This window comes from Burkholderia sp. Bp9004, from assembly GCF_003858025.1.
GTDB lineage: Bacteria > Pseudomonadota > Gammaproteobacteria > Burkholderiales > Burkholderiaceae > Burkholderia > Burkholderia diffusa.
In genome coordinates this window covers 24,124-49,833 of the sequence record NZ_QTQD01000033.1, presented here as the reverse complement: position 1 = coordinate 49,833, position 25,710 = coordinate 24,124, and the positions used below count along the sequence as shown (strand labels likewise).

Here is a 25,710-nt window from a genome sequence, read left to right as displayed (position 1 = left end):
ATCCGGGGCGAACCGAGAGTCGATCAGAAGGAAAGGTGTGAGATGTCTGAACAATGGGTTTGTGCCGGGCACGCCGGCGCGCTGTCGGAAGACACGCCGATCGAGTTCAAGCGGACCGACGGCGTCGAAATCGGGATCTACCGCGTCGGCGACGAGGTGTATGCGCTCGAGAACGTGTGCCCGCATGCATACGCGCTACTGACGCAGGGGTTCGTCGACGAAGGCACTGTCGAATGCCCGCTGCACGAGGCCGTGTTCGACATCAAGACGGGCGAATGCCTGAAGGGTCCGGGCGGACGCGCACTGAAGCAGTACGCGGTGCGGCTGGCCGGCGAGGAAATCCAGATCAAGGTGGAATGACATGAAAGAAGCGACCGTCAACTTCAATCCCTTCCTGAAGCCGTGGGTGGCGCCGCAGCCGAACAACGTCGCCGGCAAGGGGCAGATCGAGATCCCGGGCCAGGTCGAGAACCAGGTCTGGCAGAACCGCAAGGCCGAGCCCACCCAATATGAAAACGACCTCGGCGACGCGCTCGAACGCGTGTTCGAGAGCGGGGCGACCGAGCTGGACGATGTCGTCGCGGGCCTGAACCGCATCGGCTTTCGCGCGCCGGACGGCACGGCGTGGACGCCTGAGCGCTTTCGCGCCGAAATGGCCTCGCTGGCGGAATGAGCGCGCGCACCGCGTGACTGCCGACCCGACGACAACCGCATCCGGAGCACACTGATGACGTCCCCCGCACAACACGAAACACAACACGACCCGGTCCGCGCGTATCTCGACCGCGGCATCAAGAACTACTGGTATCCCGTCGCCCCGAGCTGGCAGGTGTCGAACGCGCCTGTCGGCCTTACGCGCCTGTCCGAGCAGATCGTGCTGTGGCGCGATCACGAAGGCAAGGTTCACGCGCTGGAAGATCGCTGCCCGCACCGCGGCGCGCGCCTGTCGCTCGGCTGGAACCTCGGCGGCAACATCGCCTGCTGGTATCACGGCATCGAAGTCGACGGCGGCGGCACCGTCAATCGCGTGCCGGCGGTCGCGAACTGTCCGCTCGAAGGCATGAAGTGCGTGAAGTCGTATCCGGTCGAAGAGAAGGCCGGCGCGATCTTCCTGTGGTTCGGCGACGAAGCGCACGGCGAGCCGGCGCCGCTGAACCTGCCCGAGGAACTGGTCGACGACGCATACGGCCACTTCCTGTGCGTGTCGAACTGGAAGTGCAATTACCAGTACGCGATCGACAACGTGATGGACCCGATGCACGGCGCGTACCTGCATGCCACCTCGCACTCGATGGCCGAAGGCGACAAGCAGGCCGACATGCGCGTCCGCAAGACGGAAACGGGCCTGATGTTCGAGAAGATCGGCCAACGCGACGTGAACTTCGACTGGGTCGAGCTCGGCGAAACGGGCTGCCTGTGGATGCGCCTCGCGATTCCGTACAAGCAGAAGTTCGGCCCGGGCGGCAACTTCGGGATCATTGGCTTCGCGACGCCGGTCGACGGCGACAACTGCCAGGTCTATTTCTGGCGCACCCGCAAGGTCAGCGGCTGGCAGCGCGACGTATGGCGCTTCATGTACCGCAACCGCCTCGAGGGCCTGCACTGGGACGTGCTCGAGCAGGACCGCTACGTCCTCGAAAGCCTCGCGCCGAATGCGCGCGATCACGAATACCTGTACCAGCACGACGTCGGCATGACGCGCGTGCGCCGGATGCTGCGCACGCGTGCGCAGGAGCATCTTTCCGCGCTCGACGCGCATCGCGCGGCGCAGGCGCAGGCCGCATCGGAGCCGGCAAATGGCTGAGCGCGCTCCGGTCGTGTCGCTCGCGGGTCGCCGCGTGCTCGTCACGGGCGGCGCGCGCGGGCTCGGCGCGGCGTTCGTGACGGCGCTCGTCGACGCGGGCGCGCAGGTCGCGTTCGGCGACGTGCTGGCCGACGAAGGCCGTGCGCTTGCCACGCAACTCTGCGAAGCGGGCCACGTCGCGCATTTCTTCGCACTCGATCTCGCCGATCCGGCGAGCGTCACCGCGTTCGTCTCGCAGGGCGCGGCGGCGCTCGGCGGCATCGATGCGCTGATCAACAACGCGGCGATCACGAACTCGGGCGGCAAGCTGTCGACGGAACTCGACGTGTCGACGTGGGACGCCGTGATGAACGTGAACGTGCGCGGCGTGTGGCTCGTCAGCAACGCGGCGCTGCCGTACCTCGCGCAGTCGGGCCGTGGCGCAATTGTGAACCTCGCATCGGACACCGCGCTCTGGGGCGCGCCGAAGCTGCTCGCGTACGTCGCGAGCAAGGGCGCCGTGATCGCGATGACGCATGCGCAGGCGCGCGAGTTCGGCGCGCACGGCGTGACGGTCAACGCGATCGCGCCGGGGCTGACCGAAGTCGAGGCGACGGCCTACGTGCCGGCCGAGCGCCACGCGTTCTACATGCAGGGCCGCGCGCTGACGCGCGCGCAGGTGCCCGACGACGTGACGGGCCCCGTGCTGTTCCTGCTGTCGGACGGCGCGCGCTTCGTGACGGGTCAACTGCTGCCGGTCAACGGCGGCTTCGTAATGAATTGAATTGAAGTTTCACTCTGAATGAAGGAGAGGACGATGGCGGATGCAGATCTCGAACGCAAGTCGTGGGACCAGCCGGAAGGCGCAAGCTTCGGCGACTGGATGGAAGGGCGTGTCGCGCGCTACGCGACGCGGCGCTACGACTGGGATGCGCTGAAGTTCCAGGCCGACTACGACCCGAAGTATCGCCGTGCGCAGATGCGCTACGTCGGCACGGGCGGCACGGGCGTCGCGAAGGACGTCAACACGGTGCCGGCCGGCAACTTCACGTTTTCGACGATGGTCATCCCGGCCGGCAACATCGGCCCGAGCCACATCCACATCGACGTCGAGGAAATCTTCTTCGTGCTGCGCGGCAAGATGAAGGTGATCTGCGAGCGCGACGGCGAGACCTGGGAAGCGATCCTCGGTGAGCGCGACCTGATCTCGGTGCCGCCGGGCGTGTATCGCACGGAAATCAACATCGGCGAGGAAGACGCGCTGATGTGCGTGATGCTCGGTTCGCCGAAGCCCATCACGCCGACGTATCCGCCGGATTCGCCGCTCGCGAAGATCAAGCGCTGAGACGGGGCGGAGCAAGCAATGAGTGTCATCGACAAACGTGAACGCGACCGCACCGCGGCGTTCGCCGCGCTGCTCGGGCAGTTTCCCGAACAGCGCTGCGCGGCCGGCGCGGCGGGCACGATCGGCTATCGCGAGGCCGGCGCGCAGCATGCGGGCCACGCGCTGCCCGTCGTGCTGCTGCACGGGATCGGCTCGGGCGCAGCATCGTGGGTGCGCCAGCTCGACACGCTCGGCGCGTCGCGACGCGTCCTGGCGTGGGATGCGCCCGGCTACGGCGTGTCGACCCCGGTGCACGGCGCGTCGCCGGCGGCCGCCGATTACGCGGCGTCGCTGAACGCGTGGCTCGAGGCACTCGGCATCGAACGCTGCGTGCTGGTCGGGCATTCGCTCGGCGCGATCGTCGCAGGCGGGTTGGCCCGTCTGATGCCCGCGCGGATCGCCGGCCTGCTGCTGATCTCGCCCGCGGGCGGTTACGGCAGCGCGCCCGCGGAAACGCGCGACACGCGCCGCGATGCACGCCTTGCCATGCTCGATGAACTCGGCCCGGCCGGACTCGCCGAGCAGCGCAGCGGCAACATGCTGTCGGGCTTCGCGAGCGAGGATGCGCGTGCGTGGGTGCGCTGGAACATGGCGCGCATCGTGCCGGCCGGCTATGCGCAGGCCACGCATCTGCTCGCGAACGCCGATCTCGCTTCCGATCTCGCCGGCTTTCGCGGTCGCACGGCGGTGGCGGTCGGTGCGAACGACGCGATCACGCCGCCTGCCGCGTGCGAGCGCATCGCCGCGGCAGCGCACGTCGGGTTGCAGGTGATTCCGCAGGCAGGTCATGCGGGTTACGTGGAAGCACCGGGGGTTTATTCGTCGCTGATCGACGCGTTCTGCCGTCAGTGCGATCGTCAACGGGGGCTGGAATGAGCGAACCGTTGCAGCAGCCGGATGCGGACTCCGCGAAGTCCGAGGCCAACTACGTGGTGCCAGGCCTCGAACGCGGTTTGCGAATCCTCGCCGAATTCTCGCCGCGCGAGCCGGTACTGGGCGCGCCGGAGTTGTCCAAGCGGCTCGGCATTCCGCGCACGACGGTGTTCCGTCTGCTGCAGACGCTCGAATCGCTCGGCTTTCTCGAGCGCGCGGACAAGGATCGAAACTACAAGCTCGGCATCGCCGTACTGCGGCTCGGCTTCGAATACCTGAGCTCGCTCGAGTTGACCGATCTCGGCCTGCCCGTGATCGAGAGCCTGCGCGACGCGACCGGTTTCACGACGCACATCGTGATCCGCGACGGCCGCGACGTGGTGTTCGTCGCGAAAGCGCAGAGCCAGTCGCCGGTGTTCAGCTCGATTCGCGTGAACGTCGGCACCCGCTTGCCCGCGTATGCAACGACGCACGGCCACGTGCTGATGGGCGACCTGTCGCTGAATGAGCTGCGCGCGCTGTATCCGGAAGGCACGCTGAACCGGATGACGAGCGCGACGCCGGAGACGGTCGACGCGCTGTACGAAGTGATCCGCGAGGATGCGCTGCGCGGCTACGGCGTCAGCAATTCGTCGTTCGAACGCGGCATTTCGGTGGTCACGGCGCCGGTGCGCAACGACACGCAGAGGATCGTCGCGTGCATCACCGTGACGGTGCCTCGGCCGGAGATCGACGCGGCGCTGATCGCCGACGGCCTGATCGACAAGGTGCAGCGCGCGGCGGCGGAACTGTCGCGGCGGCTCAATTACCGCTCGGATGACGAGCACACGTTTATGAAGGCTTTAGGACTCCGATGATTGAGATCGATCTGACCGGGCAGGTGGCGGTGGTGACGGGCGGTTCGTCCGGCATCGGCCTCGCGACTGCCGAACGGTTCCTGCAGGCCGGCGCGTCGGTCGCGATCTGCGGCCGCGACGGCGAACGCCTCGCGCGCGCGCAAGCGCTGCTCGGCGAGAAATACCCGGACGCGCAACTGCTCGCCGTGCGCTGCAACGTGCTCGACGAAGCCGATGTGGCCGCGTTCGCGCAGGCCGTGTCCGACCGCTTCGGCCGCGCCGACATGCTGGTCAACAACGCGGGCCAGGGCCGCGTGTCGACCTTCGCGGACACGACCGACGACGCATGGCGCGAAGAGCTCGATCTGAAGTACTTCAGCATCATCCGCCCGACGCGCGCCTTCCTGCCGCTGCTGCGCGACGCGCAGGCGCCGACGATCACCTGCGTGAACTCGCTGCTCGCGCTGCAGCCGGAGCCGCACATGGTCGCGACGTCGTCGGCGCGCGCGGGTGTGCTGAGCCTCGTGAAGTCGCTCGCGACCGAACTCGCGCCGCAGCGCATCCGCGTGAACTCGATCCTGATCGGCATCGTCGAGTCGGGTCAATGGCGCCGCCGCTACGAAGCGCAGGCGCAGGCCGGCGAAAGCTGGGAGGACTGGACGGGCGCGCTCGCCCGCAAGAAGAACATCCCGCTGAACCGCTTCGGCAAGCCTGACGAGGCAGCCTGGGCACTTTTTTATCTCGCAACGCATCTGTCGTCCTACACGACGGGCAGCCATATCGACGTTTCTGGAGGCTTTGCACGCCATGTCTAAAAAAACCACGGTTGGCGAGCTGATTGCCGCCTTTCTCGAGCAGTGCGACGTCAAAACCGCATTCGGTGTCATCTCGATCCACAACATGCCGATCCTCGACGCGATCAACTCGCGCGGCAACATCCGGTATGTCGGCGCGCGCGGTGAAGCGGGCGCGGTGAACATGGCCGACGGCCTCGCCCGCGTGTCGGGCGGCCTCGGCGTCGCGTTCACGAGCACCGGCACGGCGGCGGGCAACGCCGCTGGTGCGATGGTCGAGGCGCTGACGGCCGGCACCGCGCTGCTGCACATCACGGGGCAGATCGAGACGCCGTACCTCGACCAGGATCTCGCCTACATCCACGAAGCGCCGGACCAGCTCACGATGCTCGACGCGATCTCGAAGGCCGCGTTCCGCGTGCGCACGGTCGAGACCGTGCTGCCGACGATCCGCGAAGCGGTGCGCATCGCGCAGACCGCGCCGACGGGGCCCGTGTCGGTCGAGATTCCGATCGACATCCAGGCTGCCGAAATCGAATGGCCGGAAGATCTCGCGCCGGCGCACGTCGCGGTGCGCGAGCACGACGACGCACGCGTCGCGAAGCTCGCCGATGCGCTGGCGGCCAAGCGCCGTCCGCTGTTGTGGATCGGCGGCGGTGCGCGCCACGCCCGTGCGGAAGTCGAACGCCTGGTGAAGCTCGGCTTCGGCGTCGTGACGAGCGTGCAGGGGCGCGGCGTGCTGCCGGAAGATCACCCGGCGACGCTCGGCGCGTTCAACGTGCATGCGTCCGTCGAAGCGTTCTACAAGACCTGCGACGCGCTCGTCGTGGTCGGCTCGCGCCTGCGCGGCAACGAGACGCTGAAGTACAAGCTCGCGCTGCCGCAGCCGCTGTTCCGCATCGACGCCGACGCGCTCGCCGACAACCGCGGCTATCGCAACGAGCTGTTCGTGCACGGCGATTCGAAGCGCGTGCTGGCCGAGCTGGCCGATCGCCTCGAAGGCCGCCTGTCCGTCGATCCGAAGTTCGCGGGCGATCTCGCGGCGGCGCGCGAGCAGGCCGTCGCCAGCGTGTCGGAAGGTCTCGGACCCTACAAGAAGCTGGTCGATACGCTGCAGGGCGCGGTGGGCCGCGACTACAACTGGGTGCGCGACGTGACGATCTCGAACAGCACGTGGGGCAACCGCCTGCTGAAAATCTTCGAACCGCGCGCTGGCGTGCATGCGCTCGGCGGCGGCATCGGCCAGGGCATCCAGATGGGCATCGGCGCGGCACTGGCCGGCGCGGCGGCGAAGACGGTCTGCCTGGTCGGCGACGGCGGCCTGATGGTCAACGTCGGCGAGCTCGTGACGGCCGTGCAGGAAAACGCGAACGTGATGATCGTGCTGATGAACGACCAGTGCTACGGCGTGATCCGCAATATCCAGGACGCGCACTATGGCGGCCGCCGCTGCTTCGTGCAGCTGCACCAGCCGGATTTCGCACAGTTCTGCGCGAGTTTCGGCCTCACGCACTACCGGATCTCGTCGCTCGACCAGGCCGAAGCGATCGTGCGCGAAGGGATGGCGAAGGAAGGGCCGGTGATGGTTGAAGTCGACATGCTGTCGGTCGGCTCGTTCGCATCGCAGTTCGCAGGCCCGCCGGTGAAGAAGGAAGAAACGCCGTCGGAGCGGCAGTATGCGTAACAACCACGCCCACGGGCATGCGCCCGTCGACATCGCGATGATCGGCTTCGGCGCGATCGGTGCGGCCGTGTATCACGCGGTCGAGCACGATGCATCGTTGCGCGTCGCGCACGTGATCGTGCCCGAGCACCAGCGCGACGCGGTGCAGCGTGAGCTCGGAAGCGCGGTGGAGGTCGTATCGTCGGTCGATGCACTGGCCCACCTGCCCGAGTTCGCGCTCGAATGCGCGGGCCACGGCGCGCTTGTCGATCACGTCGTGCCGCTGCTGAAGGCCGGCACCGATTGCGCGGTCGCATCGATCGGCGCGCTGTCCGACCTTGCGCTGCTCGACGTGCTGTCGCAGGCCGCCGACGAAGGCGACGCGACGCTGACGCTGCTGTCTGGCGCGATCGGCGGAATCGACGCGTTGGCGTCGGCGAAGCAAGGCGGCCTCGACGAGGTGCTGTACGTCGGCCGCAAGCCGCCGCTCGGCTGGCTCGGCACACCTGCCGAGGCGTTGTGCGACTTGCGTGCGATGACCGAAGAGAAGGTCATCTTTGAGGGCACCGCACGCGACGCCGCGCGGCTGTATCCGAAGAACGCGAACGTCGCGGCGACGGTCGCGCTCGCGGGCCTCGGCCTCGACGCGACGCGCGTGCGCCTGATCGCCGATCCGGCCGTCGCGCGTAACGTGCACCGCATTACCGCACGCGGCGCATTCGGCGAAATGTCGCTCGAAATGAGCGGCAAGCCGTTGCCCGACAACCCGAAGACGTCCGCGTTGACCGCGTACAGCGCGATCCGCGCGCTGCGCAACCGCGCGGCCCGCTGCGTGATCTGAGCGTGCGACGCAGCCATTCGGGCCATTGAACGGCCGCCGGCGCCACGGCGCGGGCGGCTGCGCAGAGACAGATTAGTGGGACTTGTGACATGACTCCATTCGATACGAGCCTCGTACCCAACGGCGACATCCTGATCGGCGGCGAGTGGCGGCGCGGTCGCGGCGCGCCTTACGCGAGCATCTATCCGGCCGACCAGTCGCTGAACATGGAAGTATCGACGGCGAACGCGGAAGACGCGGCCGAAGCCGTCGTGGCCGCCGACGCCGCGTGGCGCCGCGCCGACTGGGCCGGCCTCAAGCCGCACCAGCGCGCGCTGGTGCTGTACCGGATCGCCGACCTGATCATGCAGCGTCACGAGGCGCTCGCGAACCTGCAGCGCCGCGACAACGGCAAGCCGATCGGCGAGACGCGCGTGCTGGTGGCGAGCGCCGCCAACACGTTCCGCTATTTCGCGGCGTGCCTGGAAACGCTCGACGAGGAACTGACACCGTCGCGCGGCGACTACCTGACGATGAGCGTGCACGAGCCGATCGGCGTGATCGCGGCGATCACGCCGTGGAATTCGCCGATCGCATCCGACGCGCAGAAGCTCGCGCCGGCGCTCGCCGGCGGCAACGCGGTGGTGCTCAAGCCGGCCGAAGTCACGCCGCTCGTGTCGCTCGCGCTGGCCCGCATCTGCGAGGAGGCCGGCGTGCCGAAGGGCGTGCTGAGCGTGCTGCCGGGCAAGGGCTCGGTGATCGGCGACGTGCTCGTGCGCCATCCGCTCGTGAAGAAGGTGTCGTTTACCGGCGGCACCGAAGTGGGCCGCGGCATCGCGCGCATCGCCGCCGAGAAGCTGATGCCCGTGTCGCTCGAACTCGGCGGCAAGTCGCCGACGATCGTGTGCGACGACGCCGATCTCGATCACGCGGTCAATGGCGTGCTGTACGGCATCTTCAGCTCGTCGGGCGAGGCGTGCATCGCGGGTTCGCGCCTGTTCGTGCAGCGCGCGATCTACGACACGTTCATGCAACGCCTCGTCGAAGGTGCGCGCAAGCTGCGCGTGGGCGACCCGACGCGGCCCGACACGCAGATGGGCCCGCTGATCACCGCGAAGCATCGTGAATCGGTGGAGCGCTACGTCGCGCTCGGGCAGGAGGAAGGCGGCCGCCTGCTGTGCGGCGGCGCGCGGCCGTCGGGCGACGGGCGCGAGGACGGCTTCTTCTACCAGCCGACGATTCTCGAAGGTTTGCCGAACACCGCGCGCATCTGCCAGGAAGAAATCTTCGGACCGGTGCTGGTCGCGATGCCGTTCGACGACGAAGCGTCGCTGATCGCGCAGGCGAACGACAGCGTGTTCGGCCTTGCCGCCGGCATCTGGACGCGCGACTACAAGCGCGCGTGGCGCATTGCGCGCGCGCTCGAGACGGGCACCGTCTGGATCAACACGTACAAGCTGTTTTCGATCTCCACGCCGTTCTCGGGCTGGAAGGAGAGCGGGATGGGCCGCGAGAAGGGCCGTCTCGGCATCCGCGAGTACATGCAGCAGAAGAGCCTCTACTGGGGCCTGAACGACGCGCCGCTGCCGTGGGCGAACTGAGCGAAGGGGAATGACGCAATGAGCATCTTGGGTATCGAGCAGATCACGTACGGTGTCGACGACCTCGCGACGTGCCGGCGCTTTTTCGCCGACTGGGGGCTGAAGGAAGTCGCGCACGACGACACGCGCGCACGTTTCGAAACGCTGAACGGCTGCACCGTGCTGGTCGTCAAGGCCGACGATCCGTCGCTGCCGCCGGCGTTCGAGGCGGGTCCGACGCTGCGCGAGGTGACGTGGGGTGTCGCGACGAAGCAGGAACTCGACGCGCTGCGCACGAAACTGGCTGGCCAGCCCGGCTATTACGCGCACGACGACGCGGTGGGTTGCATCGATCCGAACGGCATGGCGATTCGCGTCGAAGTCACGCGCAAGCGCGAACTCGACATCACCGGCTCGCCGTCGAACGTGTGGGGCCAGACGCTGCGCGTCGACCAGCCGAGCCCGATCTATCCGCGCGCGGAACCGGTCGAGGTTGGCCACGTGGTGTTCTTCACGAACTGCCTCGACGCGCAGGAAACGTTCTATCACGAGCTGCTCGGCTTCGAGACGTCGGATCGCTATCCGGGCCGCGGCGCGTTCATGCGTTGCGCGCCGCATGGCGGCCACCACGACTTGTTCCTGCTCGCGTTGCCGAACGGCAAGCGCGGCCTGAACCACGTCGCGTTCACCGTGCGGGACATCCACGAAGTGTTCGGCGGCGGCATGCACATCGACCGCTGCGGCTGGGAAACGCAACTCGGCCCGGGCCGTCATCCGGTGTCGTCCGCGTATTTCTGGTACTTCCAGAACCCGGCTGGCGCGCTGATCGAGTACTACGCGGACGAAGACGTGCTGACGCCCGAGTGGCAGCCGCGCGAATTCGAACCAGGCCCGACCGTGTTCGCCGAATGGGCGGTCGACGGCGGCCTCGACGGCAACACGCGCCGGCAGAAGGACGCGAAGGCGCCGGAAGGCAAGTTCATGACGGAGCGCAAATCATGACCGAAGCGAACTCGCAGGCGTCGGCCGTGCCCGGCACGGTCGTCGTGATCGGCGGCGGCCAGGCCGCCGGCTGGGTGCTGAAGACGCTGCGCGCGGAAGGGTTCGCGGGCCGCCTCGTGATGATCGCCGACGAGCCGCACCTGCCGTACGAACGCCCGCCGCTGTCGAAAGCCGTGCTGGCCGGCGATGCCGACATCGAAACGGTACGCGTCGTGCGTCCCGACGAATTCGACGCGCTGAACGTCGAGGCGTGGCAGCCGGAACGCGCGGCGTCGATCGACCGTGCGCGCCGCGTGGTGAAGACCGAAAGCGGGCTCGAGATCGAATACGACCGTCTCGTGATCGCGACTGGCGGCACGTCGCGTCGCTTGCCTGATGCAATCGTCAGGACGCCGAACCTGCACTACCTGCGCACGCTCGACGAAGCGGCCGCGCTCGGCGAGAAGCTGCGTGCGAGCCGGCGCGTGCTCGTGATCGGCGGCGGCTGGATCGGCCTCGAAGTCGCTGCGACCGCACGCAAGCTCGGCGTCGAAGCGGTCGTCGTCGAAGGCGCTCCGCGTCTGTGCGGGCGTTCGGTGCCGCAGATCGTGTCGGACTTCCTGCTCGACCTGCATCACGCGAACGGTGTCGACGTGCGTCTCGGCGCGGCGCTCGCATCGCTCGACGCGCAACCGGACGACGCATCGAAGGTGCGCGCGACGCTCGCCGACGGCACGACGATCGACGCCGATTTCGCGGTGGCCGGCATCGGCCTCGCGCTGAACGCGACGCTGGCGAGCGACGCGGGCCTGGCCGTCGACGACGGCATCGTGGTCGACGAATTCGGTGCGACCAGCGACCCGGCGATCTTCGCGTGCGGTGACGTCGCGAATCATCACAACGGCTGGCTGAAGCGGCGCGTGCGGCTCGAATCGTGGGCGAACGCGCAGAACCAGGCGATCGCGGCTGCGAAGGCCGTGCTCGGCGTGCGCGCGCCGTACGCGGAGATTCCGTGGTTCTGGTCCGATCAGTACGACGTGAACCTGCAGATCCTCGGCGATCTGCCGGCCGATGCGCAGCTCGTCGTGCGCGGCGACCTCGCCGCGCGCCGCGCGACGCTGTTTTTCGTAGGCGATGGGCATGTGAGAGGTGTCATCGCCGTCAACAACGCACGTGAGCTCAAGCTCGCACGCAAGTGGATGAACCAGGGCCGGGCTGTGGATACGGAAGCCCTGGCGGACACGACCAAAGCGCTTGCCTGACCGGCGAACGATCCAGGAGACACCCCGCATGAGCACTTTCGACAACGTCGTGGCCGGCAGGGCCACGATGGAAGCTGCCGCCTCCACGCCCGGCGCGATCATCGCGCGGCTCGAGCGGCTTCCGGCCAACGCGATGCAGATCCGTGCGCGCGTGCTGATCGGCACCGCCACGTTCTTCGACGGCTTCGACGTGATCACGATCGCGGCGACGCTGCCGCTGCTGATTCACAAGTGGGGGCTGTCGCCGACGCAGATCGGCATGCTGATCGCGTCCGGCGCGATCGGCCAGCTGATCGGTGCGTTCCTGTTTCCCGCGCTCGCGGAAAAGCATGGCCGCGTGAAGGCGATCGCGTGGAGTTCGGCCGTGATCGGCATCACGAGCATCGCGTGCGGTTTCGCGCCGACGTTCGAGATATTCGTGCTCCTGCGGATCTTGCAGGGGCTCGGTCTCGGCGGCGAACTGCCGGTCGCGGCGACGTACATCAACGAAATCACGCGTGCACATGGTCGCGGCCGCTTCGTGCTGTTGTATGAAATCGTGTTTCCGATCGGTTTGCTCGTGTCGATGGCGCTGGGCGCATGGCTCGTGCCGCGGTTCGGCTGGGAGATCATGTACTTCGTCGGCGGGCTGCCGTTGATCCTCGCGCTGGTGCTCACGCATCTCGTGCCGGAATCGCCGCGCTGGCTCGCGTCGCGTGGGCGGCTCGCGGAAGCCGGGCGCGCGGTCGGTGTGTTCGAATCGTCGGTGCGCGGCGAACTGCCGCCGGTCACGCAGGTGGCCGCGTACGACGAGATGGTGCGCCAGCACCCGAAGCGCCGGATGAGCGACCTGTTCAGCGCCGCGTATCGCAAGCGCACGCTTGCCGTGGCGACGCTCTGGGCGACCTGCGGGTTCATCCAGTACGGGCTGTCCACGTGGCTGCCGACGATCTACAAGAACTTCTATCACGCGCCGTTGCAACTCGCGCTGAATCTCGCGGTGATCGGCTCGGTGATGGGCGTGCTCGGGTCGCTTGCTTCGGCGCTGCTCGTCGACAAGCTCGGACGCAAGCCGGTGATCGTGTGGTCGTTCGTGCTGTGCGCGCTGTCGTTGGCGTTCGCGGGCCTCTATCACGCATCGTCGGTGTACGTCGTCGCGGTGTTCTGCTCGCTGTCGCTGGGGCTGATGGCATCGGGCTTCATCACCGCGTACGTCTATACGCCGGAGCAGTATCCGACGAGCATCCGTGCGTCGGGCTGCGGGCTCGGCAGCGCGTGGCTGAAGATCGCGTCGTTCGCGGCGCCGATGATCGTGCCGCATGCGATCATCGGCGGCAGCCTCGCGCCGGCGTTCTACCTGATCGGCATCGTGCCGCTGATCGCGGCGGTGACCGTGCACTTCGTCGGGATCGAGACGAAGGGGAAGGTGCTCGAAGCGCTGGAAGCGTAAGCGCGGCTGGCCGCAACGGCTGACGTGGAAGGCCCGGACATCGTCCGGGCCTTCTTGTTTTCCGGCGATCGCGTTCGGCGCTCGCGAGCGAGCGGCGCGGGTAGTGCGGTGCGTCCGGTGCGAACGAATGTCGCATCGGCATCGTTTCGCGGTGGACTTAGAGTCGAACGGTAGCGAACGCAACGATACCGGGAGGATGACGAACGATGGCCAAGACATTTCCGCTGCATCCTGGGCATCCGGAGCGGATTTGCTGGGGATGCGACAACTACTGCCCGACGCATGCGATGCGGTGCGGCAACGGCTCCAGCCGCACGCAGCACCCGAGCGAACTGCTCGGCGACGACTGGTATCGATACGGCGACTGGGGCATCGACTGTGCGGACGATGAAAAAGACGAGGCAACCGCGGCGCCGGCCGGCGGGCAGTCGTAGCGACAAGTTGTCCCACCGCGTGCGCGCGCTTTCTTGACCTGCATCACGGCAGCGAAAGGCGCGCCGAAACATCATGAAAAAGATGCATACAGCACGCATCTTGAAGCGGGCGAGACGCCCGGCGGTCCGGAACACGCTTCCCACCGCCGTTCGCGCCGACCCGCGCCCCCATGATCGAGAAAGGAGAGCACCGTGTTTTGCTATCAATGCGAACAGACCGACCGGACCGGCGCACGGCCCGGCTGCGCATCGGCGAAGGGCAACTGCGGCAAGGACGAGACGACGGCCGATCTGCAGGACCTGCTGGTTCATGCGGTGAAGGGCATCGCGCAGTACGCCGCGATCGCGCGCACGATGGGCGAGCCAGACCGTGAGGCCGACCGATTCGTGCTGTACGCGATGTTCACCACGCTGACCAACGTGAACTTCCATGCGGCGCGCTTCGTCGCGCTGCTGCGCGAAGCAGCACAGACGCGCGATCGTGTGAAGGCCGCGTGCGAAGCGCACGCACGGGCGGCTGGCACGGCCGTGCCGGTGCTGACGGGGCCCGCCGCGTGGCAGCCGGCGGACGATCTGGCCGGCTTGCTGAAGCAGGCGGCGCGCGTCGGCATCGATGCGGGCCTTGACACGGTGGGTGCCGATATCGTCGGGCTGCGTGCGCTGGTGCTGTACGGGCTGAAGGGCGTGTGCGCGTATGCGCATCATGCGAAGGTGCTGGGCTACGAACGCGACGACGTGTACGAGGGCGTCGAAGCGGCACTCGCGTTTCTCGCGGGCGATCCCGACGACGTCAACGCGCTGCTCGCGCAGGCGCTCGATCTCGGCCGGCTGAACCTGACGGTGATGGAACTGCTCGACAACGCGAACACCGGCCGCTTCGGTGCGCAACAGCCGACCGCCGTGCGCGTGTCGCCGGTGGCCGGCAAGGCGATCCTCGTGTCCGGCCACGATCTCGGCGATCTGCATGCGTTGCTCGAACAGACGGCGGGCACAGGCATCCAGGTCTATACTCACGGCGAGATGTTGCCGGCTCACGCGTATCCGACGCTGAAAGCCTTTGCGCATCTTGCCGGCCACTACGGGGGCGCGTGGCAGGACCAGCAGAGCGACTTCGCGCATTTCCCCGGGCCGGTCCTGATGACGTCCAACTGCATCATCGAGCCGTTGCCGCAATACCGGCAGCGGATCTTCACGACCGGGCCGGTCGGCTGGCCGGGCGTGCGTCATCTCGAGCATCACGATTTCTCGATGCTGATTCGAGCCGCTCAGGCACTGCCCGGATTCCCGGCCACCGCGCCGGAGGAGACGATCACGGTCGGGTTTGGCCGGCATGCGGTGCTGGGCGTCGCGGACAAGGTGATCGACGCGGTGAAGGCAGGGCAGATCCGCCACTTCTTCCTGATCGGCGGTTGCGACGGCGCGGCGCCGGGCCGCAACTACTACACCGAGTTCGCGGAACAGGCACCCGACGACACGGTCGTGATGACCCTCGGCTGCAACAAATACCGGTTCAACCGGCACGCGTTCGGCGATATCGGCGGCATTCCGCGCCTGCTCGACGTCGGGCAGTGCAACGACAGCTATTCCGCGATCCGGATCGCGACCGCGCTCGCCGATGCGTTCGAATGCGGCGTGAACGACCTGCCGCTGTCGCTCGTCATCTCGTGGTTCGAACAGAAGGCGGCCGCGGTGCTGCTGACGCTGCTCGCACTTGGGATCCGCAACATCCGGCTCGGGCCGTCGCTGCCGGCGTTCATCACGCCGGGCGTGCTCGCGGTGCTGGTCGATCAGTTCGGGATCCAGCCGATCGGTGAGGCAGACACGGATCTGGCCGCTGCGCTCGCGCGCAAGGCAGCATGAACGGGATCGTTCGATGAGCTACCGGATCGAGATCACGACGCGCGACGGCGCGCCGTTCGGCTTCGACTGCGAGCCCGGCCAGGATCTGCTCGCGGCGGCGGCGCAGGCAGACATCACGCTGCCGTCGCAATGCCGACGCGGCAGCTGCGGTGCCTGTCAGGCGACCGTCGTCGACGGCCCGTACGAGATGCGGGACCACAGCGCCGACGCGTTGCCGGCCGGCCAGCCCGGCGCGGTGTTGCTGTGCCGGACGACGCCGCGCGGCGATCTGCGGGTCGCCGCGCCGTACGACCGCGCCAAGGTGCTGCTGCAGCCGGTGCCCGTGCGCACCGCGAGGATCGCGGCGCTCGATACCATCGCGCGCGACACGATGCGCGTCGAGCTGCAGATCGAGCCCGACGACGCGTTCGGCGCGGCTGCGGAGTTCGAAGCCGGCCAGTTCGCGGAACTGGAGGTGCCGGGCAGCGGTGTGCGCCGCCCATATTCGCTCGCGAACACGAGCAACTGGGACGGCCGCCTGGAATTCCTGATCCGGTTGCGGCCGGGCGGCTGGTTCTCGGCTTATCTGCGCGAGCGCGCGCGGCACGGCGACCCGCTGACCGTGCGCGTGCCGATGGGCGGATTCGGCCTGTTCGCAGACAGCCTTCGGCCACGCTGGTTCGTCGCGGGCGGCACGGGGCTTGCGCCGGTCCTGTCGATGCTCAGGCGCATGGCCGAGTATCAGGAGACGGGCGACGCACGGCTGTTCTTCGGCGTCAATGAGGAAAGCGAACTGTTCATGCTCGACGAGCTGGAGAGATTGCAGGCCGAGTTGCCGCAACTGCGGATCGACTTGTGCGTATGGCGACCGGGCACGGCATGGGCCGGGTTCCGCGGGACGCCGGTCGATGCGTTGCGCGCGGCGCTTGCGCAGGCCGAAGTGCTGCCGGATGTGTACGTATGCGGGCCGCCGCCGCTCGTCGAGGGCGCACGGGGAGTTGCCGTTGCGGCCGGCGTGCCGGACGCGCAATTCGCGAGCGAGCGATTCACCGTGTGATGTGCGTGCCGCGCGTTGCCGTGACGCAGGCGCGGTGCGCGATCCGGCAGGCGGCTTGCCGGATGGCCCGGTCGAACGTACGCTTTGTCGACACCCCGGCCCACCAGCAGGTTATCGACCATGCAAGCCCATCCTTTGCGTCTTTCCCCCGGCGACGATCTGCGCGCATCGATCGAGCAGGCATTGTGTCGGCTCGACGCACACGCGGCATTCGTGATCCAGGGGATCGGCAGCCTGACCGTCGCGCAGTTGCGCTTTGCCGGTGTCGACGCGCCGACCGAACTGCGCGGCGACCTCGAGATCCTGACGCTGGCCGGTTCGGTCTCGCCGGACGGCGCGCACCTTCATATGTCGGTGTCCGACGCGAACGGCCGCGTGTCGGGCGGACACGTCGCGAGCGGTTGCGTGGTGCGGACGACCGCCGAGATCCTGCTCGTGCTGTTGCCCGCACATCGTTTCTCCCGTGAACCCGATGCAGGGACCGGGTTCAACGAGCTGGTGATTCGTCCGGAGTCAGGCTGATCGTGCGCACGGTCTGGCGCAGGTGACCGATGCGGCCTACACCGGCACGAACACCCCCATCGCCGCGATCGCCATCGCGAGCGTCGCGGCCCAGCCGCCCCACGCCAGCGCGCCCGTCACGGCGAACTTGCCCATGATGCGTCGGCTGCCGGCCATCAGCATCATCACGACCATGATCGGAACCGCGGTCACGCCGTTGATGACCGCACTCCAGTAGAGCGCGCGGATCGGGTCGAAATGCATGAACGTGATCGCGACGCCGCCCACGATCGCCAAGGCGATCACCGCATAGAATTCGGGCGCGACGCCGAGCCGAAGCGCGAGGCTGTTGCGCCAGCGAAAGCTGCCCGAGGCCGCATACGCGGCCGATCCGGCGAGCACCGGCAACGCCAGCAGGCCGGTGCCGACGATTCCGAGCGCAAACAGCACGTACGCGAAGTGCCCGGCAATGGGCTCGAGCGCGCGCGCGGCATCGGCGGACGTCTTCACTTCGATGTGGTGCATGTTGAGCGTGGCCGCTGCGGTCAGCGTGATGAAGAACGCAATGACGTTCGATACGCCCATGCCGACCCAGGTATCGAAGTTGATTCGTCGCAACTGCGCGGGTGCCTGATGAGGTGCGCGCCGCAACGCGTGCTGGTTCGGCTCCGCATGCAGTTCCTCGACCTCCTGCGACGCCTGCCAGAAAAACAGATAAGGGCTGATCGTGGTGCCGAGCACGGCGATGACCGTGGTCAGGTAGGCGGCGGTCAGCTGGATATGCGGCCACACGATCGCGCGGCCGACCTCGCCCCAATGGACGGGCACGATGAGCGCCACCGCGACATACGCGAGCAGGACCAGCGCGATCCATTTGAGCAGGCGCGCATAGCGGTCGTACGGCACGAAAATCTGCAGCACTGCCGACACGCCGCCCAGACAGACGACATAGAGTTCCTGAGGGCCGTGCAGCAGAAGATTGACCGCTGCGCCCATCGCCGACAGGTCGGCCGCGATGTTGATCACGTTCGCGATCAACAGCAATGCCACTGCGCTGTAGAGCAGCCATGACGGGTAGTGCGCGCGTATGTTCGACGCGAGGCCCTTGCCCGTCACGCGGCCGATGCGCGCGCTGACCAGCTGGATCGCCGTCATCAGCGGATAGGTCAGCAGCAGCGACCAGAGCAGTTCGAATCCGAACTGCGCACCCGCCTGCGAATAGGTTCCGATGCCTGACGGATCGTCGTCGGCGGCACCGGTGACGAGGCCCGGCCCGAGGCGCCGGAGCCACGTTGCCGCGCGCGGACGAGGCTGCGCGGTATCGAGGGACTCGTTGTCGTTCATGTCGGCGGCCCGTGGGAAGGGGGCAACCGAGCCGCAATCGGCGTGCCCGGGCCATGGGACGGGCGGCGCCGGTCGGCTGATGCGTGTCGAACGCCGAGCGCGGCGCAGCAGAAAACCGGCTTGGCCGAGGCGCGGGAAGCGGGGCTGCGGGAGAAAACGGACCGGGCGCTCGCGAACGAGGGCGGCCGGACCGCGGCGCGAAGGGCGCAGCAGCGGCGATACGCGTCGGCGCGAGCGACGGGGCGTGCCCGACGTGCCGCGTCGGCCGCTCGACGGTTGCATCGCGCGCCGGATTGACGGCGTGTCGTCGGCTGTCGGTGGCACGTCAGTGCCGGCGGTGCGGAATGCAAAAGACGGAAAGCCCCGGGTGTGACCGTCTCCGGGTCAGGGGCGCGCCATGAGCGCAACCGGTCCGGCGGCGCCCGTTCGGCGTCAACGGTCAGTCATTGCAACATCCCGATTGCTGCGCCCGGTCACCAGGCAGCCGGACATGAACGCCTCGCTCTGGCTGCTGGCGGCCGCGTTGCCGAAGCCTCGGCTGAGCGCATCGTATTTCACCTGCTCGGCACCCTGCGAACACGCCATCGGGCTGGCGTCGCGGCCTTGCGCGTGCAGCAGCGCTCGATCGCCGATCAGGTAGGCCAGCAGCGCGAAAAACGCGATGTGTACCACTCGTCTCATGATTCGTCTCCTCGTTGCCGAAGCGTAACGCGGACACGTTTCGTGAAGCACTTGGGGCTTCCCCCGGTAAACGTCTGCTGAAACGGCGACATGCCTGTTGTAATTGCGTCCCGTTCTTGTGCCGCGCGAACGCGGAAGGGGCAGTGGCCGGCCGTACCGGCGCGCGATTGACGCGAGTTTGACGAATGTCAGGGTACGGGCAGGGCGAGACGGTCGCGCCGGCACTCAAAGCGATAGCATCAATGCATGTTTCAACGGAACGCAATGCGCGCAAGCGATGGGCGCAGCGGATCCGAACGCAACAGGCACGTGCCGAACATCGCTATCGAAATAGTGAGGAATCCAAATGCTTAACGTCTCTTCCGTGCTGATCAGTCTCGCGCCGATGTGGGCCATTCTGCTGATTGCGTCTTCCGCCGCGACCTATCTGGTGTTCTGGCGCAAGGTCATCAAGTAAGCGCCGAACCGTTCATCGCACTGCCGTCACCGGCACATTCGAGATCCGCACGAGCCGATCCATCACGCTGCGACGGAACATCGACAGCATCGCGTGAAACGGATCCTGCCGTGGCGCGACGACGACGATTTCGTCGCAGCCGGTCTCGGCCGCGACGGCCGCGATCGTGTCGGCCACCGGCCCGACCTTCTTCACGATGCTGTACCGGACACCGGCTTCCCGCAACACCCGCTCCGCCATCGCCAGATCGTCGCACGCGAACTTGTCCTCGATCGACTGAAGCCGCGACAGCGGGTGAAACGCTTCGAGCCGCGTCGCCTCGAGCGGCGCCTGCACGTTGATCAGCACGATCTCGGATGCGCAGCGTTCGCGATACAGGAAGGTCGCGTGGCGAACCGCCTGCAGCGAGCGAGGCGAATGTCCGACCGGAACCAGCAGTTTGAGCATGGAAAATGCCCCGTAGTCGAGATGTTCCCAGCGTAGTGCGCCGCCGGATCGCGTGACCTAAAGAGATCGGGCGGCCGCGTAAAAATGTCGTTAACGTCCGCCGCCTCGTGTTGCGCCTATTAGAAATATAAGAAATTTTAGTTTATGCGCATAAACGTTTACACCAGTCGACCGGGCGGTAGCCCGACGCGGTATGGGCGTACAACAAAGTCTGCGGCAACGGGATAAAGCATGCTGCGGCACGGCAATATTTGTGGGCTACGGTCAGGTGGTCCAATGGGCAAAGAACGTTTCAGCGATTTCAATGGGCGTTCGGGGCATCGTTAGTTTCTTGACGAAGGTAAAGGAGCAGGTGCCTGAGCCACGGCGACGATCGAGCCGGCAGCAACCCGGCGGCTCGTGTTCAAGGCCATTTCGTTTCCGACCGTGTCACGCGATCCGGAATTTTTTTCGCAGGCTCGAATCGACCGGGCCGGCCGGCATGAAGCGACGCAACTTGCGCAACAGCGACGCCTCGCCGTTCGGCGTGCTGCGCATCCGCCATGCGCCGAGCGCCGCGTCGACGATGGTGGCGGCCACCCCCTCGGGGTGCGGCGCGGCTTTCACGCTGTCGACGACGGCGCGCGACGCAAGCGTTCGCTCGCGGTCGTAATCGGCGATCGGCGCGCTTGCCTGCGGGGCATTGACCTCCAGGTTGGTCCGCGTAAACGATGGTTCGACCAGCGTCGCGCGAATGCCGAACTGGCGCAGTTCGTGATCCAGCGATTCGGTCAAACCCTCCACGGCATGCTTGGATGCCGAATAGAGTCCCATATAGGGCGCCGGCAGGAAGCCGAGCACCGAGCTGATATTGACGATCCGGCCGCGCCGTTGCGCGCGCATGTGCGGAAGTGCCGCATGGGTCGTACGCAGGATGCTGAATACGTTGGTGTCGAACAAGGCCGCCGCTTCGTCCACCGAGGTTTCCTCCACCGCGCCGATCAGGCTCATGCCCGCATTGTTGACGAGCACGTCGATACGCGCGGCGCGATCGACGATCGTTTGCATACCCGATCGAACAGACGCGTCGTCACGCACGTCCATCTCGACCAGCTCGACGCCGGCGACGGGCGCCGTTCGCGCGACGCTGCGCACGGTGCCGAACACGCGGCATCCGCGTTTTGCGAATTGTTCTGCTGCGGCGCGCCCGATGCCCGACGACACGCCGGTCACGACGACAACTGTGGAGTTCGACATGGCTGTTTCCTTCGATATGGTGAATGGGGATGTCAATCGCGCGTGTCCAGCGCGGGCTGAAGCGCAGGCTCGGCAGGCGATGCCGGCGCATGCCGGCCGTGGCGTGCACCGGCGGAATGGCCGGGCCGGATCCTGTACCAGATCGCGTACATCGCCGGCAGGAATACAAGCGTGAGGATCGTCCCGGCGAACGTGCCGCCGATCAGCGTGTACGCGAGTGTGCCCCAGAACACCGAATGCGTGAGCGGAATGAACGCGAGCACGGCCGCCATCGCGGTAAGGATCACCGGGCGCGCTCGCTGCACGGTCGCTTCGACGACTGCATGGAACGGATCCAGCCCCGCTAGTTCGTTCTGGTGGATCTGCCCGATCAGGATCAGCGTGTTGCGCATCAGGATGCCCGACAGCGCGATGAGGCCGACCAGCGCATTGATGCCGAACGGCTGCCGGAACAGGATCAGTGTCGGCACCACGCCGATCAGCCCGAGCGGACTCGTCATGAACACCATGACCATCGCGGAGATCGAGCGCACCTGGAAGATGATGATGACGAGCGTGATCGCCAGCATGATCGGGAACAGCGGCAGCATCGCCTTCGTCGCCTTGCCGGATTCCTCGATGGAGCCCGCTTCCTCGATCCTGTAGCCGCTCGGCAACCTCGCCATGATCGGCTGAAGCTGCTTCGTGATCGCGGCCGATACGTCCGGCGGCTGCAAGCCGTCGGCGATGTCGCCGCGCACCGTGATCGTCGGCACGCGATCGCGCCAGCGCATGATCGGTTCCTCCATCCGCACGTCGACCTTGCCGACCTGCGACAGCGGAATGCGCTGCCCGTTCGCGCCGGCGAGCGTGAAGTCGTCGAGCCGCGCGGGGTCGAGCCGCGCCTCGCCGCCCGAACGCGCGATCACCTGCACGGTCCGGATGTCCTCGCGCACCGCGGTGACGGGTACCCCGGTCAGCAGGAACTGCAGCTGCTGCGCAACCGCGCTAGACGTCAGCCCGACCGCCTGCAGGCGATCCTGCTGCAGCGTGAAGTGCAGCGTCGGCGCGCGCGTGCCCCAGTCGGCATTGACCGTGCGCATCATCGGGCTGGCGGTCATCACGTGCCGTACCTCGGCCGCGATGCCGCGTAGCGTGTCGGGATCGGGGCCGGTGACGCGATACGCGACCGGGAACGGCGAATACGGGCCGAACACGAGTTGCGTCACACGCACGCGTGCTTCGGGCGCTAGTCCGTCGGCGACGGCTCGCCGCAGCCGCGCCTTCAACGCGTCACGCTCGTCCTGGCTGTCCGTGCGCACCACGATCTTCGCGAACGACGGATCGGGCAGCTCCGGCCCCATCGCCAGATAGAAGCGCGGCGCACCCTGGCCGACATACGCGGTGACGATGCGCGCTTCCTTCTGCTTCGCGAGCCACGCTTCGACCTTCGACGTCGCGGCGCTCGTTTGCGAAATCGACGTGCCGTACGGCATCTGCACCTCGATCAGCACCTCGGGGCGATCGGAGATTGGAAAGAACTGCTTCTTGACGATCGCCATCCCGAGGATCGCGAGCACGAACAGGCCGACGACCGACCCCGCGACGAGCCATTTGCGTGCGATGACACGCGCCAGTACCTGACGGAAGCGGTTGTAGCGCGGGGTATCGTACAGCGCGTCGTGGCCGCCTTCGACCTTCCTGAACTCGGGCAGCATCTTCACGCCGAGGTACGGCGTGAACACCACCGCGACGACCCACGATGCGATCAGCGCGATCCCGACGATCCAGAACATGTTGCTGGTGTATTCGCCGGCGGTTGAGCGTGCGAAGCCGTTCGGCATGAAACCGACCGCGGTCACGAGCGTGCCGGCCAGCATCGGCGCGGCCGTATGGCTCCACGCATAAGCCGACGCGGCCACGCGGCCGTAACCTTCCTCCATCTTCACGACCATCATTTCGATCGCGATGATCGCGTCGTCGACGAGCAGGCCGAGCGCGAGGATCAGCGAGCCGAGCGTGATGCGATCGAAGTTCTTGCCGGTCGCGGCCATCACGACGAACACCACGGCCAGCGTCAGCGGCACGGCCGCGGCGACCACCAGCCCCACGCGCCAGCCCATGCTGACGAAACTCACGAGCATGACGACCAGCAGCGCAGCGAAGAACTTGACCATGAACTCGTCGACGGCCGAACTGATGTTTACGGCCTGATCGGTCACCTTGGTGAGGCTCATGCCGAGCGGCAACGCTCGATTGATCGCGCCGACTTCGCTGTCCAGGGCCTTGCCGAGATCGAGCCCGTTCCAGCCGTCGCGCATCACGATACCCAGCAGCAGCGCGGGTTCGCCGTTGTTGCGGATCATGAACGTCGCCGGATCCTCATAACCGCGCTCGACGGTGGCAATGTCGGACAGCTTCAAGGTGCGACCCTGAGCGACGACCGGCGTGTCGCGAATCTTCTGCAGTTTGTCGAAGGCGCCGTCCAGCCGGATGAACACCTCCGGCCCGCGGGTTTCGACGGAACCCGCCGGCGTCAGCGCGTTCTGGCCGTTGAGCGCGGCGAACACGTCCTGCGGGCTCACGCCGAGCGTCGCGAGCCGGTCGTGCGACAGCTGCACGTAGATGCGCTCCGGTTGCTCGCCGATGATGTCGACTTTCTTCACGCCCGCCACGTGCAGCAGCCGCTGGCGCAACGCCTCGGCGTCGCGCACCAGCAGGCGCTGCGGTTCGCCCTTGGCCTTCAACGCGAACAGCGCGAACGTGACGTCCGCGTATTCGTCGTTGACCATCGGCCCGATCACGCCGGACGGCAGATCGTTCGCCACGTCGCCGATCTTCTTGCGCGCCTGATAGAACTGCTCCTGAACGTCGGACGGCGGCGTGCCGTCGAGCAGTGTCAGCGTCGTGATCGCGAGGCCGGGGCGCGTATAGGTTTCGGTGCGGTCGTACCAGCGCAGCTCCTGCATGCGCTTCTCGATCTTTTCGGCAACCTGATCGTGCATTTCCTGCGCGGTAGCACCCGGCCATGCGGTGACGATCGTCATCACCTTGATCGTGAATGCCGGGTCTTCCGCGCGGCCCAGCTTGAAGAACGACACGAGTCCCGCGAGCGAGATCAGGCAGATCAGGAACAGCGTGATCGCGCGCTCGCGCACGGCAAGTGCCGACAGGTTGAAGCGACGCTCGCTCACGGCCGTGCTCCTTCGCTCGCGACCGTGGCGGCCTGCGGGGATACGCGAACCGCTTCGCCGTCGCGCAGCAACTGGGCGCCGAGCGCGACGACCCGGTCGCCTTGCCGAAGTGTGCCGGACACGCGCGCGCTGTCGTCGCCCAGATGCTCGACCGTGACCGGCCGCCATCCCACCTTGGCGGGGTCGCCCGCGACGACCCACACGCCGGGCCCGTTGCCCGTGTCCAGCAGCGCGCCGATTGGCACCTGCATGCCATGTTGCGGTGCCGCGCGCGCATCGTCCGGGATGCGGACCGTGACGGTTGCGCCCAGCGGTGCGTTGGCCAGCGCGCCCTGCAGCACGTAGCGGGCTTCGAACGTGCGCGTTCTCGGATCCGCGGTATCGGAGAGCTGGCGCAGCGTCGCGGGGACGCTTACGCCCTGCTTGCCGAACAGCTCGGCCTGTGCGACTGACCCGGCCGCGGGGCGCAGGGTTTCCGGCAACTGGATCATGGCTTCCCGGCTGCCGGCGTGCGCGAGCCGCACCACCGGCTGGCCGGCGCTGACGACCTGGCCCGGTTCCGCGAGCGTTTCCATCACGACGCCGTCGCCGTCCGCGGTGAGTTCCGCATAGCCGGTCGCATTGCGCGCGACGTCGGCATCGGCCTCGGCGGCGCTCAACTGCGCTTTCGCGGCATCGGCCGCTGCCTCGATCTGGTCGTAGGCCGACGCCGATATCGCGCCGGTGCCGCGCAGGTCGCGATAGCGGGCTTCATCCTCGGCGGTCTGGCGCGCGCGTGCCCGTGCGGCGGCCACGGCCTCGTCGCGTGCGCGCGCCGCGAGCTTGAGGTCGACGGGATCGATCCGCATCAGCGGCTGGCCGCGCCGGACGGTTTGCCCGGTATCGACGAGGCGCGCCAGCACCTTGCCGGACACCCGAAACCCGAGGTCGCTCTGCACGCGTGCGGCGACGGTGCCGGTAAATGCGCGCGACGCGGGGACCGCCGCCTGCACGATGGCGGTACGCACGAGCGGCGCTTCCGTGCGTGGATCGGAAGGCGCTTTTCCGCTGCAGGCGGCTAGCGCGACGGGCAGTGCGGAAGCAACTGCGAAGAGAAGAAGGGGGCGACGCCGGACCATGAAAGACCCACTGACGAA

At 67.3% G+C, this 25,710-nt stretch carries 24 protein-coding genes; 18 read left to right on the top strand and 6 right to left on the bottom strand.

Annotated features, from left to right (window positions below):
• Window positions 1–42: 42 nt before the first annotated feature.
• The 18 genes from DIE08_RS28575 (at window position 43) to DIE08_RS28490 (ending at window position 17,257) form a co-directional block, all read left to right on the top strand.
• A complete protein-coding gene (locus DIE08_RS28575; RefSeq protein WP_006758060.1) occupies window positions 43–360 on the top strand; it encodes a non-heme iron oxygenase ferredoxin subunit in 318 nt (105 codons plus the stop codon).
• A 1-nt stretch (window position 361) separates the two neighbouring features.
• Window positions 362–673: a recombinase-like helix-turn-helix domain-containing protein gene (locus tag DIE08_RS28570; protein ID WP_059608472.1), complete on the top strand. Its 312-nt coding sequence runs from the start codon at window positions 362–364 to the stop codon at window positions 671–673.
• 54 nt (window positions 674–727) lie between these two features.
• Entirely contained in the window at window positions 728–1,804 is a 1,077-nt protein-coding gene (locus DIE08_RS28565) for an aromatic ring-hydroxylating dioxygenase subunit alpha (protein WP_059608471.1), read from the top strand.
• A complete protein-coding gene (locus DIE08_RS28560) occupies window positions 1,797–2,567 on the top strand; it encodes an SDR family oxidoreductase (RefSeq protein WP_124904919.1) in 771 nt (256 codons plus the stop codon). Before DIE08_RS28565 ends, DIE08_RS28560 begins: the two co-directional genes overlap by 8 nt.
• 33 nt (window positions 2,568–2,600) lie before the next feature.
• The gene (locus DIE08_RS28555; protein ID WP_009692519.1) at window positions 2,601–3,128 is read left to right on the top strand and encodes a cupin domain-containing protein; all 528 of its coding nucleotides are present in this window, start codon (window positions 2,601–2,603) and stop codon (window positions 3,126–3,128) included.
• A gap of 18 nt (window positions 3,129–3,146) precedes the next feature.
• On the top strand, window positions 3,147–4,043 hold the full coding sequence (locus DIE08_RS28550; RefSeq protein WP_124904917.1) for an alpha/beta fold hydrolase: 897 nt from the start codon (window positions 3,147–3,149) through the stop codon (window positions 4,041–4,043).
• Entirely contained in the window at window positions 4,040–4,897 is an 858-nt protein-coding gene (locus tag DIE08_RS28545; protein ID WP_124904915.1) for an IclR family transcriptional regulator, read from the top strand. The genes DIE08_RS28550 and DIE08_RS28545 overlap by 4 nt, the downstream gene beginning before the upstream one ends.
• On the top strand, window positions 4,894–5,691 hold the full coding sequence (locus DIE08_RS28540; protein ID WP_059686267.1) for an SDR family oxidoreductase: 798 nt from the start codon (window positions 4,894–4,896) through the stop codon (window positions 5,689–5,691). Before DIE08_RS28545 ends, DIE08_RS28540 begins: the two co-directional genes overlap by 4 nt.
• A complete protein-coding gene (locus DIE08_RS28535; protein WP_124904913.1) occupies window positions 5,684–7,354 on the top strand; it encodes a thiamine pyrophosphate-binding protein in 1,671 nt (556 codons plus the stop codon). Before DIE08_RS28540 ends, DIE08_RS28535 begins: the two co-directional genes overlap by 8 nt.
• Window positions 7,347–8,174: an aspartate dehydrogenase gene (locus DIE08_RS28530; RefSeq protein WP_059608465.1), complete on the top strand. Its 828-nt coding sequence runs from the start codon at window positions 7,347–7,349 to the stop codon at window positions 8,172–8,174. Before DIE08_RS28535 ends, DIE08_RS28530 begins: the two co-directional genes overlap by 8 nt.
• A gap of 89 nt (window positions 8,175–8,263) precedes the next feature.
• Complete coding sequence (locus tag DIE08_RS28525; protein ID WP_124904911.1) at window positions 8,264–9,754, top strand: aldehyde dehydrogenase; 1,491 nt, start codon at window positions 8,264–8,266, stop codon at window positions 9,752–9,754.
• An 18-nt stretch (window positions 9,755–9,772) separates the two neighbouring features.
• Window positions 9,773–10,735 (top strand): VOC family protein, encoded by a 963-nt coding sequence (locus DIE08_RS28520; protein ID WP_059608463.1) that lies wholly within the window; start codon window positions 9,773–9,775, stop codon window positions 10,733–10,735.
• Window positions 10,732–11,976, top strand: a complete 1,245-nt coding sequence (locus DIE08_RS28515; protein WP_124904909.1) for an NAD(P)/FAD-dependent oxidoreductase — start codon at window positions 10,732–10,734, stop codon at window positions 11,974–11,976. The genes DIE08_RS28520 and DIE08_RS28515 overlap by 4 nt, the downstream gene beginning before the upstream one ends.
• A 28-nt stretch (window positions 11,977–12,004) precedes the next feature.
• Window positions 12,005–13,405: an MFS transporter gene (locus DIE08_RS28510; protein WP_124904907.1), complete on the top strand. Its 1,401-nt coding sequence runs from the start codon at window positions 12,005–12,007 to the stop codon at window positions 13,403–13,405.
• A gap of 206 nt (window positions 13,406–13,611) precedes the next feature.
• Window positions 13,612–13,839: a DUF3079 domain-containing protein gene (locus tag DIE08_RS28505; protein WP_124904905.1), complete on the top strand. Its 228-nt coding sequence runs from the start codon at window positions 13,612–13,614 to the stop codon at window positions 13,837–13,839.
• Between the two features lie 192 nt (window positions 13,840–14,031).
• Window positions 14,032–15,699 carry a hydroxylamine reductase gene (gene hcp, locus DIE08_RS28500; RefSeq protein WP_124904903.1) on the top strand — a complete coding sequence of 556 codons (1,668 nt, stop codon included), beginning with the start codon at window positions 14,032–14,034 and terminating at the stop codon, window positions 15,697–15,699.
• 13 nt (window positions 15,700–15,712) lie between these two features.
• Complete coding sequence (locus DIE08_RS28495; RefSeq protein ID WP_124904901.1) at window positions 15,713–16,735, top strand: 2Fe-2S iron-sulfur cluster binding domain-containing protein; 1,023 nt, start codon at window positions 15,713–15,715, stop codon at window positions 16,733–16,735.
• Between the two features lie 120 nt (window positions 16,736–16,855).
• A complete protein-coding gene (locus tag DIE08_RS28490; RefSeq protein WP_059686280.1) occupies window positions 16,856–17,257 on the top strand; it encodes a PPC domain-containing DNA-binding protein in 402 nt (133 codons plus the stop codon).
• 36 nt (window positions 17,258–17,293) lie between these two features.
• On the opposite strand, the gene DIE08_RS28485 is transcribed toward DIE08_RS28490, so the two are convergent.
• From DIE08_RS28485 to DIE08_RS28460, 6 genes are all read right to left on the bottom strand, one after another.
• Window positions 17,294–18,580: an NRAMP family divalent metal transporter gene (locus DIE08_RS28485; protein WP_124904899.1), complete on the bottom strand. Its 1,287-nt coding sequence runs from the start codon at window positions 18,578–18,580 to the stop codon at window positions 17,294–17,296.
• A 432-nt stretch (window positions 18,581–19,012) separates the two neighbouring features.
• Window positions 19,013–19,261: a hypothetical protein gene (locus tag DIE08_RS28480; protein WP_059608455.1), complete on the bottom strand. Its 249-nt coding sequence runs from the start codon at window positions 19,259–19,261 to the stop codon at window positions 19,013–19,015.
• A 469-nt stretch (window positions 19,262–19,730) separates the two neighbouring features.
• The gene (locus DIE08_RS28475) at window positions 19,731–20,165 is read right to left on the bottom strand and encodes a universal stress protein (RefSeq protein WP_059608454.1); all 435 of its coding nucleotides are present in this window, start codon (window positions 20,163–20,165) and stop codon (window positions 19,731–19,733) included.
• A 429-nt stretch (window positions 20,166–20,594) separates the two neighbouring features.
• A complete protein-coding gene (locus tag DIE08_RS28470; protein ID WP_124904897.1) occupies window positions 20,595–21,401 on the bottom strand; it encodes an oxidoreductase in 807 nt (268 codons plus the stop codon).
• A 32-nt stretch (window positions 21,402–21,433) separates the two neighbouring features.
• The gene (locus DIE08_RS28465; protein WP_124904895.1) at window positions 21,434–24,574 is read right to left on the bottom strand and encodes an efflux RND transporter permease subunit; all 3,141 of its coding nucleotides are present in this window, start codon (window positions 24,572–24,574) and stop codon (window positions 21,434–21,436) included.
• A complete protein-coding gene (locus DIE08_RS28460) occupies window positions 24,571–25,692 on the bottom strand; it encodes an efflux RND transporter periplasmic adaptor subunit (RefSeq protein ID WP_124904893.1) in 1,122 nt (373 codons plus the stop codon). Before DIE08_RS28460 ends, DIE08_RS28465 begins: the two co-directional genes overlap by 4 nt.
• Window positions 25,693–25,710: the final 18 nt, after the last annotated feature.